The 18,615-nt window shown below is 41.7% G+C and carries 20 protein-coding genes; 10 read left to right on the top strand and 10 right to left on the bottom strand.

Features of this window, described 5'->3' with window-relative positions; translation table 11 throughout:
- Positions 1 to 56: 56 nt before the first annotated feature.
- On the bottom strand, positions 57 to 1,283 hold the full coding sequence (locus DESACI_RS19825) for a multidrug efflux MFS transporter (protein ID WP_014829007.1): 1,227 nt from the start codon (positions 1,281 to 1,283) through the stop codon (positions 57 to 59).
- Positions 1,284 to 1,677: 394 nt separating this feature from the next.
- Positions 1,678 to 2,247, bottom strand: coding sequence for a cysteine hydrolase family protein (locus DESACI_RS19820; protein WP_014829006.1), 570 nt, complete (start codon positions 2,245 to 2,247; stop codon positions 1,678 to 1,680).
- 134 nt (positions 2,248 to 2,381) lie between these two features.
- Here DESACI_RS19820 and DESACI_RS19815 point away from each other — a divergent pair, with 134 nt between their 5' ends.
- Positions 2,382 to 3,017 (top strand): TetR/AcrR family transcriptional regulator, encoded by a 636-nt coding sequence (locus DESACI_RS19815; RefSeq protein WP_014829005.1) that lies wholly within the window; start codon positions 2,382 to 2,384, stop codon positions 3,015 to 3,017.
- 62 nt (positions 3,018 to 3,079) lie between these two features.
- Here DESACI_RS19815 and DESACI_RS19810 read toward each other — a convergent pair whose 3' ends face one another.
- From DESACI_RS19810 to DESACI_RS19795, 4 genes are read right to left on the bottom strand one after another with little or no spacing between them, the layout of a single operon-like run.
- The gene (locus DESACI_RS19810) at positions 3,080 to 3,301 is read right to left on the bottom strand and encodes a hypothetical protein (protein WP_014829004.1); all 222 of its coding nucleotides are present in this window, start codon (positions 3,299 to 3,301) and stop codon (positions 3,080 to 3,082) included.
- On the bottom strand, positions 3,301 to 4,401 hold the full coding sequence (locus DESACI_RS19805; protein ID WP_014829003.1) for a GerAB/ArcD/ProY family transporter: 1,101 nt from the start codon (positions 4,399 to 4,401) through the stop codon (positions 3,301 to 3,303). Before DESACI_RS19805 ends, DESACI_RS19810 begins: the two co-directional genes overlap by 1 nt.
- Positions 4,402 to 4,408: 7 nt before the next feature.
- Positions 4,409 to 5,590 carry a Ger(x)C family spore germination protein gene (locus tag DESACI_RS19800; protein ID WP_014829002.1) on the bottom strand — a complete coding sequence of 394 codons (1,182 nt, stop codon included), beginning with the start codon at positions 5,588 to 5,590 and terminating at the stop codon, positions 4,409 to 4,411.
- A gap of 24 nt (positions 5,591 to 5,614) precedes the next feature.
- Positions 5,615 to 7,225 carry a spore germination protein gene (locus DESACI_RS19795; RefSeq protein WP_014829001.1) on the bottom strand — a complete coding sequence of 537 codons (1,611 nt, stop codon included), beginning with the start codon at positions 7,223 to 7,225 and terminating at the stop codon, positions 5,615 to 5,617.
- Between the two features lie 592 nt (positions 7,226 to 7,817).
- On the opposite strand from DESACI_RS19795, the gene DESACI_RS19790 reads away from it, so the two are divergent.
- The 6 genes from DESACI_RS19790 to ptsP all read left to right on the top strand — a co-directional run bounded on the left by DESACI_RS19790 (position 7,818) and on the right by ptsP (position 13,593).
- Positions 7,818 to 8,582: a DeoR/GlpR family DNA-binding transcription regulator gene (locus DESACI_RS19790; RefSeq protein ID WP_014829000.1), complete on the top strand. Its 765-nt coding sequence runs from the start codon at positions 7,818 to 7,820 to the stop codon at positions 8,580 to 8,582.
- A gap of 59 nt (positions 8,583 to 8,641) precedes the next feature.
- Positions 8,642 to 9,598: a 1-phosphofructokinase gene (pfkB, locus tag DESACI_RS19785; RefSeq protein WP_014828999.1), complete on the top strand. Its 957-nt coding sequence runs from the start codon at positions 8,642 to 8,644 to the stop codon at positions 9,596 to 9,598.
- A 3-nt stretch (positions 9,599 to 9,601) separates the two neighbouring features.
- Entirely contained in the window at positions 9,602 to 10,057 is a 456-nt protein-coding gene (locus tag DESACI_RS19780; protein ID WP_014828998.1) for a PTS sugar transporter subunit IIA, read from the top strand.
- A gap of 68 nt (positions 10,058 to 10,125) precedes the next feature.
- Positions 10,126 to 11,496 (top strand): PTS fructose transporter subunit IIC, encoded by a 1,371-nt coding sequence (locus DESACI_RS19775; protein WP_014828997.1) that lies wholly within the window; start codon positions 10,126 to 10,128, stop codon positions 11,494 to 11,496.
- Positions 11,497 to 11,621: 125 nt separating this feature from the next.
- Positions 11,622 to 11,891: an HPr family phosphocarrier protein gene (locus tag DESACI_RS19770; RefSeq protein WP_014828996.1), complete on the top strand. Its 270-nt coding sequence runs from the start codon at positions 11,622 to 11,624 to the stop codon at positions 11,889 to 11,891.
- A gap of 1 nt (position 11,892) precedes the next feature.
- A complete protein-coding gene (gene ptsP / locus DESACI_RS19765; protein WP_014828995.1) occupies positions 11,893 to 13,593 on the top strand; it encodes a phosphoenolpyruvate--protein phosphotransferase in 1,701 nt (566 codons plus the stop codon).
- Positions 13,594 to 14,734: 1,141 nt separating this feature from the next.
- Here the strand turns inward: ptsP and DESACI_RS19760 are convergent.
- The 4 genes from DESACI_RS19760 to DESACI_RS19750 form a co-directional block, all read right to left on the bottom strand.
- Positions 14,735 to 16,246, bottom strand: coding sequence for a recombinase family protein (locus DESACI_RS19760; protein WP_014828993.1), 1,512 nt, complete (start codon positions 16,244 to 16,246; stop codon positions 14,735 to 14,737).
- Positions 16,247 to 16,509: 263 nt separating this feature from the next.
- On the bottom strand, positions 16,510 to 16,602 hold the full coding sequence (locus DESACI_RS25845) for a putative holin-like toxin (protein ID WP_427846756.1): 93 nt from the start codon (positions 16,600 to 16,602) through the stop codon (positions 16,510 to 16,512).
- Positions 16,603 to 16,726: 124 nt separating this feature from the next.
- Positions 16,727 to 17,230, bottom strand: a complete 504-nt coding sequence (locus tag DESACI_RS23240; RefSeq protein ID WP_014828992.1) for an ImmA/IrrE family metallo-endopeptidase — start codon at positions 17,228 to 17,230, stop codon at positions 16,727 to 16,729.
- 84 nt (positions 17,231 to 17,314) lie between these two features.
- The gene (locus DESACI_RS19750) at positions 17,315 to 17,683 is read right to left on the bottom strand and encodes a helix-turn-helix domain-containing protein (RefSeq protein ID WP_014828991.1); all 369 of its coding nucleotides are present in this window, start codon (positions 17,681 to 17,683) and stop codon (positions 17,315 to 17,317) included.
- 156 nt (positions 17,684 to 17,839) lie between these two features.
- Here DESACI_RS19750 and DESACI_RS19745 point away from each other — a divergent pair, with 156 nt between their 5' ends.
- The 3 genes from DESACI_RS19745 to DESACI_RS19735 are packed head-to-tail and all read left to right on the top strand — an operon-like array spanning position 17,840 to position 18,570.
- Positions 17,840 to 18,043 carry a helix-turn-helix transcriptional regulator gene (locus DESACI_RS19745; RefSeq protein ID WP_014828990.1) on the top strand — a complete coding sequence of 68 codons (204 nt, stop codon included), beginning with the start codon at positions 17,840 to 17,842 and terminating at the stop codon, positions 18,041 to 18,043.
- A gap of 44 nt (positions 18,044 to 18,087) precedes the next feature.
- Complete coding sequence (locus DESACI_RS19740) at positions 18,088 to 18,303, top strand: hypothetical protein (RefSeq protein ID WP_014828989.1); 216 nt, start codon at positions 18,088 to 18,090, stop codon at positions 18,301 to 18,303.
- Between the two features lie 57 nt (positions 18,304 to 18,360).
- Entirely contained in the window at positions 18,361 to 18,570 is a 210-nt protein-coding gene (locus DESACI_RS19735) for a hypothetical protein (protein ID WP_014828988.1), read from the top strand.
- The last annotated feature ends 45 nt before the right edge of the window (positions 18,571 to 18,615 follow it).

Here is an 18,615-nt window from a genome sequence, read left to right as displayed (position 1 = left end):
AATGGCCCTCCAACGTAAGTTTTGCGTTGAAGGGCCATTGTATTTTGTTCAAAGCCTTAACCATTGCTGGGCAACGGAGAAGTATTTTCTTTGAGACAAAGCTTCTTATAGACTTTAAAATACACCCATAAAGCATTCATCAGCAACAGTGCGCTGGTTACCCAAAAAACATATTGAATGCCGAAATAGGCTGCTACCTGCCCGCCTAAAACAGAGCCGCCAAATACGCCCAGATATCCAGCGGACATGGTAAAACCGAAAACTCTGCCGGTTAGAGCATCCGGTGTAATTTTCTTAATAAGGGTATTAACAGAAGGGTTTAGCCCAGCTATCGCTAATCCTAATAAAAAGCGCAGTCCTATTAGCTGCCATGGATTTTTAACAAATGCTTGGGGTATATAAATGATACCGGCAGCAATGAGTGCAACTAAAACAACTTTATGCGCGCCTATTTTATCGGATAGTCTCCCCAGTCTTGGCGCTGAAATTATATTAGCCAGTCCCGAAGCCGAAAACGCCAATCCGGCTAAAAGGGCGACATGAGCAGCAGCAGTACCTTTGGTTAATTGGGTAACGTAAACGGTTACAATGGGTTCTATGGAATACAACCCTAATGATAAAATAAAAAAGGTTACAAGGAGAACAATTGTTAAACTCTTTTCCGGAACACCTTCCCAGATTTTCTTGATACTGTGGGTCTTTTGATCCTGACGGACAAAGGATTCTTTTACAAATAGAGCAGTCAGAACAAAGGCAATTAGCAGCAATCCCCCTGTGATGAAAAAGACAGGCTGAAAGCCAAGATACTCTTCAATCAAGCCACCGATAATTGGGCCTAACAAGGAACCGGCAATACTGCCGGTGGAGAGAGTCCCCAGCGCATATCCGGCATGTTCTTTATCTGTCTGTGTTGCAATCAAGGCTGTACAAGCTGTGCTATAGCCTGTGATCGCGCCCTGTAATAATCTTAAACCGATCAAAACATACACATTCGGCGCAAACCCCATGCAGCCAATGATTAGAGCCATACCAAGGCTTGCCCGCAGAATCATCGGTTTTCGCCCAATTTTGTCGGCAACATGCCCCCAAATGGGTGAGAATACAGCTGAAATAATATAGGTGATCCCAAAAGCAATGCCGGAAAGTTGAGCGATGGAAGAAGTACTGTGAATCCCCAAATGCTTTATATAAAGCGGCAATACCGGGGCAATTTGACTCATTCCTATACCTGCTACAAACATGCCAAACCAGCAAACAAATAAATTTCTTTTCCAAATTGGCATAATAATAAGCCTCCTTTGAATTGATGAAGTACACCAATCTGAAATATCTTTTGATTCTTTTCAAGGTGAGTCTGCCTCTTGCGTAAATGTGATTGTATTCCGTTCTCTGCTTCGGTGAGGGTAAGGTCCATCCTTCAGCGCGATAGCATTTGTTATAAGCTAGGTGCTTGTGGCAAACGTGTCCACAGGACACGTTTGTCACCAAAGCCCCTGTGTTCAGCGAGTTCACTCAGAAATTTCCCTGTGGAAGATCGTAGTTTCGGAATAGTCTTCCATACAAAATCGTGGAAAGCAGCTGCAGGCTTCCGGCTCTAAAAAGGGAGCGCAAAGCGCCTCTTTGGGGCGAAATCCAAAAAGGCGCTCACTTGTAATTTTTCCAAATAAGTTCCCGGTTTTAATCTAAGGAATGGATCCAATTGTCCACCGTAAGCACATCGGCCTGGCGAGGGAACACTTTTTCTGTAAGAATGCGGTGAACTTCAGGATCTGGATCCAGGCAGGCGTCGGAAAGTACCTGAAGGGCATAGTCTTTATCCGCCGCTTCGCGCAAGGTTGAAAGAACCACTCCGCTTGTTGAAATTCCACTAAGGATTAATGTATCTATTTGGCGGGACCGGAGAATAACTTCAAGATTGCTGCCGGCGAAGGCGCTAACCCGAAATTTTGTAACCACTGGTTCGCTTGGTTCCGGATGAAGGGATTCGTGAATCTGCGTACCTATATCCGAGATGGTCATCCCTTGGGCTTGTGACAATGCAGAAAATGCTTTGTTGTGAGGATTGATTTCGGGATAGCCTTCACTGAAAGCGACCCGTACAAAAATAATAGGGATCGTGTGTATGCGCGCGGCTTCGACAGCTTTTTGGAAGGGAAGGAGGCTTTTCTCGTCTTCTGCAATACGTGATACAATACCATTTTGTACATCCATGACCAACAGGGCGGACTTATGATAATTATTAGGCAATGTGTTTTACAACTCCTTTGCTTTATGTTAACATAAATGGAGAACTCTCCATATAGTATAACAGGAGAATTCTCCGCATGTCAACGGGGTATATTAAAACAGGGAATATTAAATTATCAGGATGGGATGATTAAGTGAGTGGTTTGGATACAACCCCAATTCGTTCGGAACGGCGTGATGCGGCTGAGAATCGTCAGCGCATATTAAATGCAGCGATTAAACTGTTTGAGCAAAATGGTGTCAAACAAGTTAGCATGAATCAGATCGCCAATGAAGCCCAGGTCGGTCCGGGGACGCTTTATCGCCGGTACAGAAACAAAGGTGAATTATGTCTTGATTTAATAAAAGATAACGTTGACCAACTTTTTGCTGATATTGAAACTTACTTGAAACAATGCCAATCTGATTCGCCAAGCCAACGATTAAAAGGACTTCTAGACCGGTTTATCCGTTTTAGAGAAGTAAAAGCACAATTGCTTACGGGGGTGGAGGAATCTTCCTCAACAAATCCGCTTAAATCAAGAATGCAAGGTCCGCTGTTTAACGAATTGCATCAACTTTTTGTGGAACTGTTTGACGAGATGAACGCCACTGAGCAGACCCATTTCAATAGTGTCTTTCGCGCGGATATGCTGCTCACGGCTTTAAGCAGAGATTTCTATTCATTTCAAAGAGATACGCGTGATCATTCGCCAGAAGTAATTTTAGAACAACTCTGTGAATTATTTATTCCGCATAAAATCGAACGGCCGAGAGGATTTTCAATATAAGCTTCTGCTTACAATATTCCTTAATGGTTGGAAATTCGATAAGAATAAGTGGTCTTCCCGCTCTACTGGCTATAACTTAAATGCAGGATATCTTTGATCAAATAATCTATACCTCTCATGGGATTAGGAAGCTTCACCCCAATCGTTTGTAAAAGCGCCACGATAAAAGAAAATGAAAGGAAAGTGGAGAAAACAATAAGTTCGCGCCAATATTTCTTTCTAATCAGGCCTGGAACTTCAACAAGAGCTATGCCAATAAAAACAAGGATTAATATAAATATCATTATTTCCCCCCCCCTCCCTGATGTAATCTGCGGATTTTAATCAAAATTAAGGAAGCCAGAGGAAACAAAAAGTTAAACGGAATAGAAACAATGGGCCAGTCATTGGCGGCACTTAAAGCGTTTTCCATCGTGGAATCAAAAGCCAGCAAAGCAAAGCTAATCATTAAAATGCAAACGGGAAGTACTAGCGGCCGGTAGGTTCGTAATCTAAATAGTTGGGCTAGAGCAAGAACCGTGACATAAAGTAAAAGGCTCGTCTTTATAAATAATGTAATTAATAGGACACTTGCAACAAGTACTTCCATCCTGGTAATAACCCCAGCGATATCAATTAAACGGACCGCTTCAAAGGAGGGAGAAAACATTATAGTTGCAGTGATTCCGAGTACAGCTGTATTTCTCAACGTACTGAAAAGTACGGTAAACCCGCCAATACATAATCCGGATAATGTAGCACTTTTGACTTGGTTAAGCTTGTTTACAGATGGAATAATCATCAGAAAAATCATGATTTCTCCAAAAGGAATGGATGTCATGGTATGTGTACCGTGTATAAAATCCTGAAGAGAAAGATCAAACAAAGGTAAAAAGTTGGTTAACTTCATTTGTTTTATTAAGAGTAAGGAAGTTGTGATGACTTCTATTAAGGTAATTATTACGAAAATCCCACTGAGACGGCCGATTACTTCAATTCCGCTCCGGACAGCCCAGATGCAAATGAAAGCGAACATAACCAGAATTACAATTATTGGCGTTTCCGGAACCAGATAGGTTAAGGAAAAATCGCCGACAAAGCGCAGATTAAAGGAACCTATTGAAAAGAAGAACCAGATATACAGCCCGGAAATCAAATTCCCCAGATATTTACCATAGACGATTTCATTGATTTCAATTAGGTTTTTTTCGGGAAAGTTTTGAGCGAGGGTGACATAGATCAAAGCTAATCCCAGGCTTATCGCGAATCCTAATAAGACCACCAGCCAAGTGTTCTGTTTGGTAATTTTTGTGGCAAACGCCACTAATAGGGAAGATCCCTGGATCAAACCGGCTATTAAAAACATGAGTTGTGAACTGGATATTTTTCCTTGTTCCGGCTTCATTAATCTTTTACTCCTTTGGCGGTGAAACAGGGGGACCAATCCGGCCTGACCGGCGCAGTTTTGCCTGAACGGATACCTCTACCTCAATGTTTGGAAAAATATCATCCCATTTATTCTCTAAGTCTTTCCACAGGGCGGGGGATCTCTGGTGGATTATCTCCCCAAAGCCGAAAATATCGGTGTCAAGTTTTTGGGCTTTAGTTACAGCGGCCATTACTTCACTTTGAATCACTGCTGCTTCCGCCTTCTCCAATGCTTCAATCGCCGGCAGTAAAACCAGATTGTCCGAACCTGATTCGGTGCCGATATTTCCTTCTTCTTTGATACTTACCCGGAAACGGATATTGTCGCCATCGATTTCAGGCGTGATCTTACTCTGAGCCCTGATAATTTCTAATTCTGCGGTACTTTTTTCATCCGGACATTTCACAGTAATAATCCCGCTCTTTATTTCATCGATTACCCATAATAGGCCTCGGGTCTCGGTTCCGTCTAATTGACCTGCCAACTTATCTTTTTTGAAGACCGCCGTCCCGGCAACCCTGACTCTTTTCTTTTCTCCTTCCCCTGTAAGCTCAACCAAAGGGGCTATGGGAGATGTTGTTTTGCTCATTAGGCGGGTAATAAATTGTTCTAAGTTAACGGTGCAAGTTTTGGATGTTGCCTCTTGGGCTTTTATAATTTTCTCAATATCTTCCGCCGGTATTGTTCCCAGGAACGGGGTTTCCTTAAAAATGTCACCAGCCTTGTTTTGGGCAATCAAAACTTTTACCCCCAGACGGGTCTCGGGATCCCGTACAAAAAAATCAATATATTTCTGTAGTCCTTCTTCAGCGAGGGCACGCCCAAAAATTAAAACTTCAATGTGTGGAAAATAGGGCTTGCTGCTTAATTTATGCGTAAATCCTCTCAGGGTGTCAAACAGGGTGCTCCCCGTATTCTGAATATTCTCATAATCCTGAACTCCTCCGCTGCCTCCGCTGCCCTGAGCACCGGGAGATTGAATACTAGCCGGGCGGAAAATTTGCGCTGTCACCAGGATATTTTTGGCAGACTGTCGGGGCTTATCCAATCCCACGCCTAAAACTATGGCTAAGTCTTTTAATTCACGGCTATTCCAACATCCGGTTGTCATGAGAAGCAGCAATAGAGAAGCGGTAAGTTTAATTATTTTCAATTCTTTTTGCATACCTTGTATCACCAAACAGTTTCTTTATTTTTGATGTTCTTCAATTTCTTCCGGTGATTTCTCAGATTCAATCCTTAAGTCCTGGCGCTGGGTATTATGCCAGCCTATAGTTCTTGGACGGGTCAACATAGCCCAAATCGATACTTTAATCAGAGAATCTTTCAAATCGGCGACACTGAGGGGGGCTAGAGGGGACAAATAAGGAGTACCAAAAGATCTCAGTGATGCGAGATGGATTAATGTTCCCACTACCCCGATCATGATGCCAAAACCGCCTATGAATCCAGCCAGGATTGTAAAAATTAAACGCAGTATACTTCCGGAATCAACGTGGACAGGAACCACAAAACTGGAAACAGCCGTTATGCCGACTACAATAACCATCGGGGCTCCAACCAGACCGGCGGAGACGGCCGACTGGCCGATGACTAAAGCTCCCACAATACTGATTGCCTGACCGACAGGACGGGGCAACCGGATACCGGCTTCTCGCAGAATTTCAAAAGTAATTCCCATAATCAGGGCTTCCCCTACAGCCGGGAAAGGGACACCCGATTGGGCCGATACCATTGTCAACAAAAGAGTTGTAGGGATTAGTTCCTGATGAAAGGTTGTTAAGGCGACATAGGTGGCCGGCCCCAGAATGCTGAGAAAGAAAGCTAAAAATCTTAGGAAGCGGATCAGGTTGACTAAATAGGGCCGGGAATAGTAATCTTCGGCACTTTGAAAACCTTCCAGGAAAAGCATAGGAACAGTGAGGACAACCGGAGTACCGTCCACTAGGATTGCTGCCCGTCCCTCCAGAAGTTTCGCCGCTACTGCATCGGGTTTTTCGCTGTTGCCGACCTGAGTGAAAATGGAGAAAGGGTTGTCTTCGATATATTGTTCAATATAACCTGATTCCAGGATGGAATCGGTGGAAATCTTGCTTAAACGGTACCGGATTTCTTCAATTAAGCAAGGATTGGCAATCTCTTTGATATAGGCGGTACAAACTTTGGTCCGGGTTTGCCGGCCGATGCTCATGGTCTCTAGGATCAATCCGGGATTTTTTAGTTTGCGGCGCAACAAAGTAGTGTTTGTCAATAAACTTTCCGTAAAGCCTTCCCGAGGTCCGCGGACAACAGATTCGGTTGTTGGTTCTTCCACGGAACGGGTTTGCCAGCCTGGCGTGCTTAGTACCAAAGCTTTCGCGGCACCATCGATCAATAAAACAGTACTGCCGGACAAACACCCATCAACCACCTCATCAATTGCTATAACTTCATCGACTTCCCCTACGGACAGCATGGACATTTTGACCATTTCCATATTGGCAAATTCTGAATTTTCATTCTTTATGTTAAATCGTCTTTCATGCATTAAGGGCTTTAATATACTTTCGTTTATCATATTTTTGTCAGTCATGCCCGATAGAAATATTAGAGCGCCTCTATTTTGTTCTGAGGAACCAAGTTCAAACTCGCGTATTACAAAATCGAAGTTTTGGCCAAGAATTTTCTTAATCATAGTTATGTTCTCAGCTAGACTATCCGAAAGATTAGTTGGTAAAAGTATCTTTCGACCATTTTCCTCGGACGAACTTCGATTTAACAGCTGTAGAAAACGTAATTTTCGGGAAATAAGACGATACACTCTATTCATTCCTATCTAAAGTATTACAATAAACTTCTACATCTTAAAAAAGATAAAAATAACGAAATTGCTTTGGCTAAAGCTCGATAGTAGTCATGTTAATAATGTGCACCAAAATTGGGCTTATTATTAAATAGCTCATAAAATAGCTCATTATTAAAACCATTTTGAGAAATCTCAACAGGCTAAGGTAGTGTGTATATTAAATGTAGTTCCAAATATAGTTCCTAGTATGCCGAGGGAAAGGAAATCCCTTAAGTCCTGACTCGTTTTTGGTTCCGCTTCCGCCATAAGATACATGTAGAATGTCTATCAGATTGATTTGTTTTGAGGTTTGGTTAGGGACCCTTCAATGCAACCAACGGTTTGACTCTCGCTGAAGCTCGGTGAAACCGGGTTTTCTTTAATTTACAGCAAATCCCTTACATAAATTACCAGGATAAAAACACGGATTATTTGAAATTTTATGCTTGAAAATGATTAATGCACGGCTTATAATATCCGTAAACGATCATAAATGATCATAAACGGGCATATGTGAGCAAAAAAATAAGCACAAACAAGAATCTAGTTCTCGAGGAAGGATCAAAATATGTTTGCTGAAGAGCGTAAAACGGAAATTTTGCAACTTTTGGAATGTGGCAAACCGGTTAAGGTTGGGGAATTGAGCCAGAGATTTGATATCTCCGAATCAACGATACGCAGGGATTTACAGGAACTGGAGAATGCCGGACTGATTCAAAGGACGCACGGAGGGGCAATCTCCGTCCAATCAAGTTTTGAGTTAAGTTACCAGGAAAAAGAGATTCGTTTTTTTAATGAAAAACAAAGGATTGCTCAGGTAGCGGCTGAACTTGTTAAGGATGGAGAAACTGTTTTTTTAGATACCGGAACAACGACTCTGCAAATAGCTTATGCACTGCGGGGAAGGTCAATTACCATTGCTACGAATAGTATGGATATTGCTCAAGTTTTTTCGGAAGATCTCCAAGTTGAAGTGATCGTTTTGGGAGGAAGTTTAAGAAAACCAATTCGTTCTTTGGTTGGTTTCTTAACCAATGAAATGTTATCACGGTTGCATTTTGACAAAGTATTCCTTGCGGCCAATGCTGTAGATCCCGAGTTAGGTGTTACTACTCCCAATCTTACCGAAGCAGAAACGAAAAGACATATGGTGAGAGCAGGCAAAGAAGTAATTTTAGTGGTAGACCACTCTAAACTCTGGGAAAAATCAATGTGTAAAATTTGCAGTCTGAGTGAGATCAATCTATTGCTAACCGATGATGGGTTAGATGACGAGGATGCAAAAAGATTAAGCAAGTATATTAAAGTGCATGTTGTAGATAGGTTGAAATGAACCAGGCATAAAATTTGGCGGCTTAAGAAATAATTCTCTATAGATGAAGGGATGTACTCATGAATAATCAACAATCGGCTCGGATTGTTTCAGTTACTTTAAATCCAGCTGTGGATCAAACCCTCCATTTTACCCAATTTAATGTTGGACAAGTTAACCGGGTTAGCAAAATACGCCTTGACCCTGCCGGAAAGGGCGTGAATGTTGCTAAAGTTTTGAATAGCCTTGGTTGTGAGGTAACGGTTACCGGGTTTTTAGGACGGAAAAACTCTCGTGTTTTTGAAGAATATTTTCAAATTCATAAAATAAATAATCATTTTGTTAAGCTTGATGGAACTACAAGGGTAAATATAAAAATTGTGGATGAGACCAATGAGCAGGTAAGTGAAATAAACTATCCAGGCATTAAATGTTCTGCTTCGAATTTACTGGAATTAAAAAGCACCATAAAAAAATTGGCCGATGAGTCTAAGATCTTTGTTTTATCCGGTAGTTTGCCGGAAGGGGCACCAAAAGATATTTATCAGGAGTTCATCAGAATTATCAAGAGTCATGACTGTAAAGTATTTCTGGATAGCAGCGGAGATGCCTTAAAAAACGGAATCATGGGCAAACCGGATGTAATTAAACCGAATGTCGATGAACTGAGTCAGTTGATGGGACGACCCCTTGAGCAGGAGGCCGATGTGCTGAAAGCGATTGATGAGTTGATTGCCAGCGGGATATCAGAAGTCGTTGTGTCTTTAGGAGAGAAAGGGTCATTAGCAGCAGACAGTGCGCAACGATTATTGGTCCGATCTCCGGATGTTCAGGTAAGGAGTACAGTTGGCGCAGGAGACGCCCTAGTGGCAGGTTTGGTTTTAGCAGAGGCTAAAGGAATGACTTTGGAAGAACAGGTTCGCTGGGGAACAGCTGTTGCTGCTGCATCAGTAGCTCAACCGGGGACTCAAGCGGGGCCACTAGAAGATGTTTTAACACTTTTACCGAAGGTAATAATTAAAGAATTGAAGGTGTAAAGAATGAAGATCACAGAACTATTGGCAGATGAATCAATTTTATTAGATCTGAAGGCAGAAAAAAAAGAAGATGTTTGGGAAGCTCTTGCTAACAGCTTAAAGGAAATCGGTGCGGTTCATGATGTATCGAAATATCTGGAAGATGTCCAAGCTAGAGAAATGAAAGGGACTACCGGAGTCGGGTTTGGTGTAGCAATACCTCATGCCAAATCAGAAGGCGTAACCAGGCCCGCCTTAGCGATGGCACGTCTTGAAAATAAAGTTGATGTACACTCTCTTGATGGCACTCAAGCGGATCTCTTCTTCCTTATCGCGGCGCCAATCCAAGGAGAGGATATTCATCTACGCGCACTCTCGAAATTGGCCCGTTTACTGATACATGCTTCATTCCTTGAGTCTCTCAGAACAGCTAAAACACCAGAAGAAGTAAAGGCGGTGATTGAAGCTCAAGAGAGCTGAGTCTTGATCGAGTGACTATAACCGCAAGGTGAATGTCGAACCTTGCAAAAAAGAGGAGGGGAATAACAATGAAATTCGTAGCCGTTACATCTTGCCCTACAGGTATTGCCCATACCTATATGGCTGCTGAAGCACTTCAATTGGCAGCTAAAGAAATGGGTCATGAGATAAAAGTTGAGACCCAAGGGTCAGTTGGTGCAGAAGATGTTCTGACAAAAGAGGATCTTGCTCAAGCTAAGGCTGTAATTATTGCTGCGGACACTTCTGTTGATAAGAGCAGATTTGCCGGTATGGCTGTCGTTGAAGTTTCTGTAAAAGAGGCTATCAATGATGCCAAAGGCTTGCTTACGAAGGCGGCGAATGCTAAAGCAAGTTCAAGTGAACGTGTCGTAACTGACAATGCTATTAAATCTGAAGGGAAAGAATCAAAGAAAGGTGTTTATAAGCACCTGATGACAGGCGTATCGTTTATGATTCCCTTCGTGGTTGCTGGGGGTCTGCTAATTGCCTTAGGATTTGCTATCGGCGGAATTTATGTCTTCAAAGTTCCCGGAAGTTTAGGCGAAACGTTATTCTCAACGGGTAAAGCCGCTTTTGCTTTAATGATTCCTGTTTTAGGAGCTTATATTTCTTATTCGATTGCTGACAGACCTGGTATTGTACCCGGTATGGTTGGCGGATTCATTGCATCGAATAATGGGTCGGGATTCTTGGGTGCTATGGTTGCGGGTTTTGCCGCCGGTTATATCGTGCTGGCCATTAAAAAATATATTAAACTTCCCAAATCTCTGCAAGGATTGATGCCGATTCTAATCATTCCATTTCTGTCAACCGCTATCATGGGATTGCTAATGGTTTATGTTATCGGTAAACCTATGACGTTCTTTAACACGACGTTAGCAGCGTGGTTATCGTCCTTAAGCGGGGCCAATGCCGTTGTCTTGGGAATTATTTTAGGCTGCATGATGGCCTTTGACATGGGTGGTCCGGTCAATAAAGCCGCTTATGCGTTTGCTACTGCAACAGTAGCGAGTGGTAAACCTTCAGCTATCATGGCTGCCGTTATGGCTGCTGGAATGGTCCCGCCGCTTGGCATAGCTCTTTCAACAGTTATTGCTAAGAAAAAGTATACGCTTGAAGAAAGAGAAGCCGGTAAGGCCAATTGGGCCTTGGGTCTATCCTTTATAACAGAAGGCGCTATCCCTTTTGCAGCCGCTGACCCGCTTAGAGTCATTCCTTCCATCATGGCGGGTTCAGCAGTTACTGGAGCTATTTCCATGGCGTTTGGCAGCACTATCATCGTTCCTCATGGTGGAATATGGGTGTTAGCGATTCCTCATGTTGTAACAAACTTAGGGCCCTATATTTTAGCCCTTGTCGCAGGGACAGTTGTTACCGCCTTGATTCTATCCGTTGTTAAAAGAACTATCGAAAAATAGCGGTCTGCCTCATGGCTTTCAATGTTAAGATTCTTGATTTCGCTACAAAACAGGAAACGCGGCTGCAAATTATCCGCGTTTCCTTTCTTAACTTAAACAGAGCTTGATAGATATGGAGGAACAAAATGATCACCAAAGAAATGACTATTACTAACAAATCTGGACTTCATGCCAGGCCGGCTTCATTATGGGTTCAAATGGCCAGTCAATACAAAAGCAGTATTAAAATTAAAGCAAATAACTCAGAGGTTGATGGTAAAAGCATTCTGGGAATTCTTTCGTTGGGTTTAAGCTCCGGAAGCCAATTTCAATTGACTGTTGATGGTGAAGATGAACAGCAAGCTGCTGAGAGCTTAGAAACTCTGATCAATAATTTAGAAAACCAAGGTGAGTAAGATGGATATGCAGGAAAGAAATTGGCGTGGTATAGGGGTATCCTCAGGCCGGGCTGCGGGTAGAGTATGGATTCTTCGGGCTCCTTCTTCAGACCTGCCCCATGAACATGCCGGTGAGGTCGATACGGAACAGGAATTAGGACGTTTGCAAAAGGCGATCGACCTCACTGACCACAACTTAACGAAATTGGAGCAACAAGTCCGAGCTGAAAAAGGGGAAGAATTTGCTCAGATATTTACAGCTCACAAGCTCTTGCTCAAGGATCCTTCGTTTATTGGCGAGGCCCAGAAACGAATCGAAGCACAGAAGATTGCAGCTGAGCAAGCCTTGAAAGAAGTAGCTGCCGAAGCTATTCAAATGCTCAAAGCGATTCCAGATCCTTACTTTCAAGAACGCGCTGTCGATGTGAAAGATGTGTTCGAACAACTCCTGCAAAATCTCACTGGCCGCGTTGGGAACAGTGATGCTTCGTTTCCGGAGCAAAGAAATTGGATCGTCCTAGCTGATGAACTTACTCCTGCCCAAACAATTTCTTTGCCCAAGGAACGAGTGCTTGGCTTTATCGTGCGCAAAGGCGGAAAGACTTCCCATGCTGCTATTCTGGCCCGGACTTACGGGATTCCAGCAGTGACTGGGATAGAAAGTTCTTGGGAGGAATTAACGAACTTACAGTGGGCTGAACTGGACGGCGACGAAGGTTGGATTAAGCCATCGCCGGAGGGGGTTAGCAGTTCAAAGTCTAGCCAAGATCTCCGCGAAGAGCAGGAGGGCCAGACCGGAGGTATGCTCAGTGCGATGGTCTTGGCCGCTAATGTTGGGAGCCCGGCGGATTTGCCGTTGGTCCGGAAATTTAAAGCTCAGGGAGTCGGTCTTTATAGGACTGAATTTTTATTTATGAGTGATGATCTGCCATCCGAGGAAGAACAGGTTTTAGCTTACAGCAGAGTGATTGAGGCCTGTGCTCCTCATTTAACAGTGATACGAACTTTAGATATTGGCGGAGATAAAAAGGCTCCAGCCTTAAAGCTGCCCAAAGAACAAAACCCCTTTTTAGGGGTACGCGCTTTGCGGCTTTGCTTGCAAAGACCAAAACTTTTTCTTGCCCAGCTTCGGGCCATTTGGCGTGCTTCGGCTGTGGGTCCGACGGCAGTGATGTTCCCCATGATTGCAACTCTTGAAGAATTGTTAAAGGCTAAAGAAATGCTCTCTTCAGCTCGTGAGGAAGTTTTACGGGATGGCTTTGCTGTGGGGGAACTTAAAGTGGGAATGATGATTGAAATTCCTTCTGCCGCCTGGAATGCCGAGAGGTTAGCGGCTGAAGTCGATTTTTTTAGTATTGGTACGAATGACCTGACCCAGTATATGTTGGCAGTTGACCGAGAAAATAACACATTGGCTGACTTATATCAGCCCTATCATCCAGCCGTCTTGGGGATGATTGCCCGTGTTTGCCAAGCGGCTGAAAAAGCCGGCATTTGGGTAGGTATCTGCGGTGAAGCTGGAGGGGACCCAGTTTTGTCACCGTTCTTTGCGGCTTTAGGGGTCAAAGAACTAAGTATGGCGCCAGGGTCGCTGCCTAAAGTCCGTCGATCCTTGGTCAAACTGAACTTTGGGGCCGAAGAAAAACAAACCTTAGTGGAAGCCGTCCTCGCTTGTTCCACAGCTTCTGAGGTCATCGATCAATTAAGTAAACTCGTTTAGAAATTTATATTAAATATAATTTTGAAAAGGGTTGAACGTTTGGTGTCAACCCTTTCATAATGCGTTAGAAAGAAGGCTTTCGATATGCTAACAGTCAGCCGGTTCCAAAGGAGTTTATTGAATTAGCCGATGACGGAAAATTCCTCTCTTAACAACACTCTGTTCCACTACCATAAATCTTTTATTTAGGGAAGGTAGGAGACCAATGAGTTTACAGAAAAGAGGTTAATTCGCGTTATTCCGTAACTGTATATTAGTTCTATTTAAACTATCGATGTAAATGACCTCAATTTGCTAAAGGCGAAGTGAGGTCATTTGTGTTTACCCTTTTTTAGTGGGTCACTGGCTTCACTAGCGCAGGGGTAAAGCATATCTATATGATACGTGACTAAATATGCATACAAATTAATGATTACAAGAAACGATAGGTTTGACGACTTGGCGCTTTTTGTTTTATCTTGAATATATATGTTGATCTTAGGAGGAAATGGAGGGAGAATGTATTTCGATTTCATGCCGGAAGATGTAAATTATTTCCAAGTGAGTGTCCAGCATTTAATAAGGATACAGCTACCTAAGGAAGAAGATGAAAATTTGACATTACGGGGTTTTTAATGATGTCACTTCGCCCTCACCAAGAATTACGAGTAACGGTGAGTAATAACTCTCGGCAATACGCATGAATTTTTGTTTTGGAAAAGAAGTACTTCCTTAAAACTCTCAGAAAAGATCCCCAAGGATACCGGCATGTGGGGATTCCTTTGTTTAAACATAGTACCACCGATTCTTGATTAGATATTCCGTGGCTGTAACTCAGAAGCCCATAGGAAGGTGCTAAAATTAATGAGTTGTCAGAACTCTTAATGCTTCAAAAACTAAAATAGTCATTTCAAGCACTAGCAAGTTTTCGATTATTAAGATTTTGAGGTAAAATAACGATGTTATTATTCAATCCATGAAAGTTATATCTATGGAAAACTTAAAAAGAAAAGGGACCTAGGATCTATCACTAAAGTTTCTTTAACTGAACAAATAATGTATAATTATAAAGTATAGAGGTAATTATGGATAAAATTGGAATTATGGGCGGACCCATAATATACATCAGATACATTAAGAAAAGGGCCTTAAATAGGCCCTTCTAATCTCTTATACAGTAATTAATTCTAAGAATATTATTATGTCTTGAAAACTCAATACTCTTTATATACTTTCTTATTGCTTGCTTCTTTTCATTCATAGATACTGTTGGATCATTCAAAAGTGTATGGACATTTTTTAATTGCATGCGAAAATCAGTTGAGTCGCAAGTAGGTTTTATAGTTTTTAACTGCTTAATTCGATTTTCTATTTCTTCCTCCTCGTGTTTGAGACGTAACTTATTTTCCTTGTATTCTTCAAGAGTATCTACGCCACTCTCGAAGGCATGTTTAATTCGAAGATAGCGTTCTTTATAAGACTCTAAGGATCGTTCAAGCAAGGTTAACTCTGCAACTTCATTACTATTGTCTTTAAGAACCTCAACAGAGATGTTTTCGATCGTTTCCGAAGTTTTTTTGATGTGAGCAAGTATTGCAGATTCAATTCTTCTTACGCTAACAAATTGGGATCGGCAACCAGATCCATTTTTATATTTGTCACAATTATAATACGGGAAAAAGAACTCAGTATCTTGTCTAATCTCACGCTTGCGGTTAGCCGACAACGAACTACCACAATCAGCACACCTTAACAAACCACTAAGTAGATAATTTGAAGATTCTCCAGGTGAGACTTTTTTACGTTTTGTTTTCATTTGGGCTTTTTCCCATACATCAATGTTGATAATAGGTTCGTGCTGTCCATCGGATATAATCCAATCTTCTTCCGGTTTCTTTTCATATCCTGATGTACTATCGTGTACATTCCAACGTGTTTTTCCAATGTACAGTGGATTATTCAAGATGTATTTGATCCGAGTATCGTTCCATGGGTTACCGCCTATTCTTTGTCCTTTCTTTTTACCCTTTTTGGCGACTCGTTCCGGTTGGCGGATTTTTATATTTTCATTCAGGTATTTTGCAATCTTACGTCTACCCCAATTATCTTCCGTATATAATTTATAAATTAGTTGAACAATCTCGGCTTGTTCCGGAACGATCTCAAAACGTTCTCCAGCTTCAGGGAGTACATATCCAAATGCAGGCCTGGTTAAATTTCCACCTTTCATAGCCTTTTCCGTCATACCCTTTCTAACTTCTTGGGCCAGATTAAGGCTATACCACTCAGCAATACATTCGAGAATTCCTTCTATAAGTCGACCCACGGGTCCATCATCTAAATCTTCCTTAGCCGATAGTACTTGTATTCCATATTCGCGTCTAAGCATAGCTTTATAAACAACACTGTCTTCTCTGTTTCTCGCAAATCGGTCTATCTTATGCACATAGATAGCATCAACTGAACCTTTTTCAAGTCGCTTGGCCTCATTGATCATGCGCTGGAACTCCGGTCGGTCAGCCATTTTTGCGCTTTCGCCAATGTCCTGAAAGACTTGTACAATAGAATGTCCCTGTCCCTTTGCTTTTTGTTTAATTTCTCTTAACTGTGCATCGGGCGAAAATTCACCCTGCTCTTGAGTTGAAACACGTATATATGCCCATGCAGACTTCATTGTAATCTCTCCATTATTCAAATAAGAACTTTAATAAAGATCTAAGGGTCTTTAGATAATATCAAGTTGCATTCCTATTTCTTGGTGCGTCAGCTGTCTTATTTTGATTGTTGTTGAATTGATTTTCCAAGTAAGGTATAATCGAATTAAGATATGGCATAAATATTAGAAGCTAGGATGTTACAGCACCCTAGCTTGCACAACAAGCCGCAAAGTGAGCGGTTATAGGAATACGGAAAAAGTAGCTTCCGGTCAGGGATGGGCTACTTTTTCTTTTGCGTTATATCAAACGCAAATCGAAGTATCAAAACAACCAAAGTTGCAAATGCAATCATTAAAGATATTGTTTGATACATCTGATTCATGGCATCACCCCCTTTCTAGGGGATTAGCCGCCCACCCTGCTATCCTGTTTTGTTGTACAGACACATTATACCATATATCTGTGACTATTTGTCCCTTACCCGTGGCAGATCATTACTATGAAATTATATGACACGGCTGCATAGCGATATCAAATAAATCCCGTCCCTTTACTTTTAAACCTGTCCGTCGAAAGCACATTTTTAAAAAACCGAGCTTTCGATACATAAACCATTCGGTAACGTCGAAATATTCCGCTAATTCAAAGCAACTGCGACAACCTGATTCCAACGCTTTTATTAGCTCACTATCGGGAATAAGTAAGTCTGTGGCATACTGGGCAGCTTTCCTTTCATCTTGATTCTCTATAGTTTGAAGGTTCGCGGAGGTATGTACTGTGAGAATGTTCGTTCGCGCAGCTGTATAAAAGTGGCCAATTTCCTCAGCTAATACACATCGGTGTAAACGATGTGAGTGATGCAGGTTTTTATCGAGGACAATCAAGGGTCCTATTCTCTGTTCATAAAAGTATAGCCCATGAATATTCTCCGGTAGATGAGAAAAGTCCTTATACAGAACTTTAATATTTTCTTTATTAATAATATCCCAAAGTTTCTTCAAGATGTCACCTTCAGTCAAAATAGAGTGATTTATGTCGAATGTATTGTAAACAAATGAAACTACCTTCCCGAATGGGTGGTAGTTTCATTCTTTTTTAACCTTATCTAATTCTTCTTGAATGATTTCTTTAATAAACCGCTTTAGCTCAGGGGATGGCTCTTTTCCATATCCATCCTCGTTATTTGCGGCAATTCTAAAATCCAATTCAAATTCTTCGTCGTCTTTGGAGGGAAATTGCTTTGCCTGATCTGAAAGGCCAAGGAGATAGTCGGCTGTGCAGTTAAAATACTTTGATAAAGCTCGTAGCGCATCGTGATCTGGTTCTCCTCGTCCAATTTCCCAGTTAGCATATGTAGCTCTTGAATAACCTATAGCTAGCGCAACATCTTCCTGCCGAGGTTTATCTTCTCTTTCTAGTCTTAACTTTCTTAAACGGTCTCCTAATGTGCCCATGGTTCACACTCCTCAATTAAGAATAGCTTTATTTGTGCTGATTTTCAACATATTCGCAAAAAAAGCGAATAAAGACCTAAAAACCTATTGACGTGAGCACCGTATGCACATATACTTTGTGTAAGAAATGCACACGGAGGATTGAGGTGATAAATTTTGCGAACGGAGCTTTATAGTGCCAGAAAAAGAGCTGGGTTAACACAAGAACAGGTTGCCGAAAGGATTGGAGTTGATCGTACTATCTATAACAAAATTGAACGTGGCAAAATAAAGAATGTAGCTGTAGAATTGGCTCTTCAAATCGCGGAAGTTGTAAACGGCTCGATAGATGAAATTTTTTTAATTGACAATTCGCATTAGGTGCACATGACATAACGAAATTAACACTGAAAGGATGTATCGCTATGTCACTCACTCGGTTAAAGATCTTTGCTGCTGAATCAGTAGAAGTATTGGAGAAGCATGTAAATAGCTTTTTGTCTAAAGAAGATATAGAGCTAAAACAATTGGACTATGAAACCGATGGTTACGAAAAACCGTATAGTGTTGCGATTCTGTATCACGAAAAAAGCGAGTCTAGTAACAAACGTCAATTCTGGCGCGACAAGATATTTAAATGAAAAGTGCCTTAACGTAAAAATTCGTTTTGTTAAGAGAGAAAAGAGGAGGGAAATGTAATGGCAAAACGATCATCCCCACTAAGTGTCACCGAAGCCACCGTTACATTACCGGATGGTACGGTCAAAGATCTCCAACACCTTTCTAATAATGAGAGAGAATTACTTTCACACCATATCATTAAAAGTACTTTTGAAGCGATGGGGCTGAAGGTGACCTTTGATAAAACTGCAGAAATGCCGAAAGACTTTATGATATACGGGAAATAACCAAAACTCTGTAGCGATGAAAATTGTGGAAAAGGAAGGTGATAG

The sequence above is a fragment of the Desulfosporosinus acidiphilus SJ4 genome, from assembly GCF_000255115.2.
Classification (GTDB): domain Bacteria; phylum Bacillota; class Desulfitobacteriia; order Desulfitobacteriales; family Desulfitobacteriaceae; genus Desulfosporosinus; species Desulfosporosinus acidiphilus.
The sequence above is the reverse complement of the archived record's forward strand: the minus strand, read 5'-3'. Positions and strand labels throughout refer to the sequence as shown.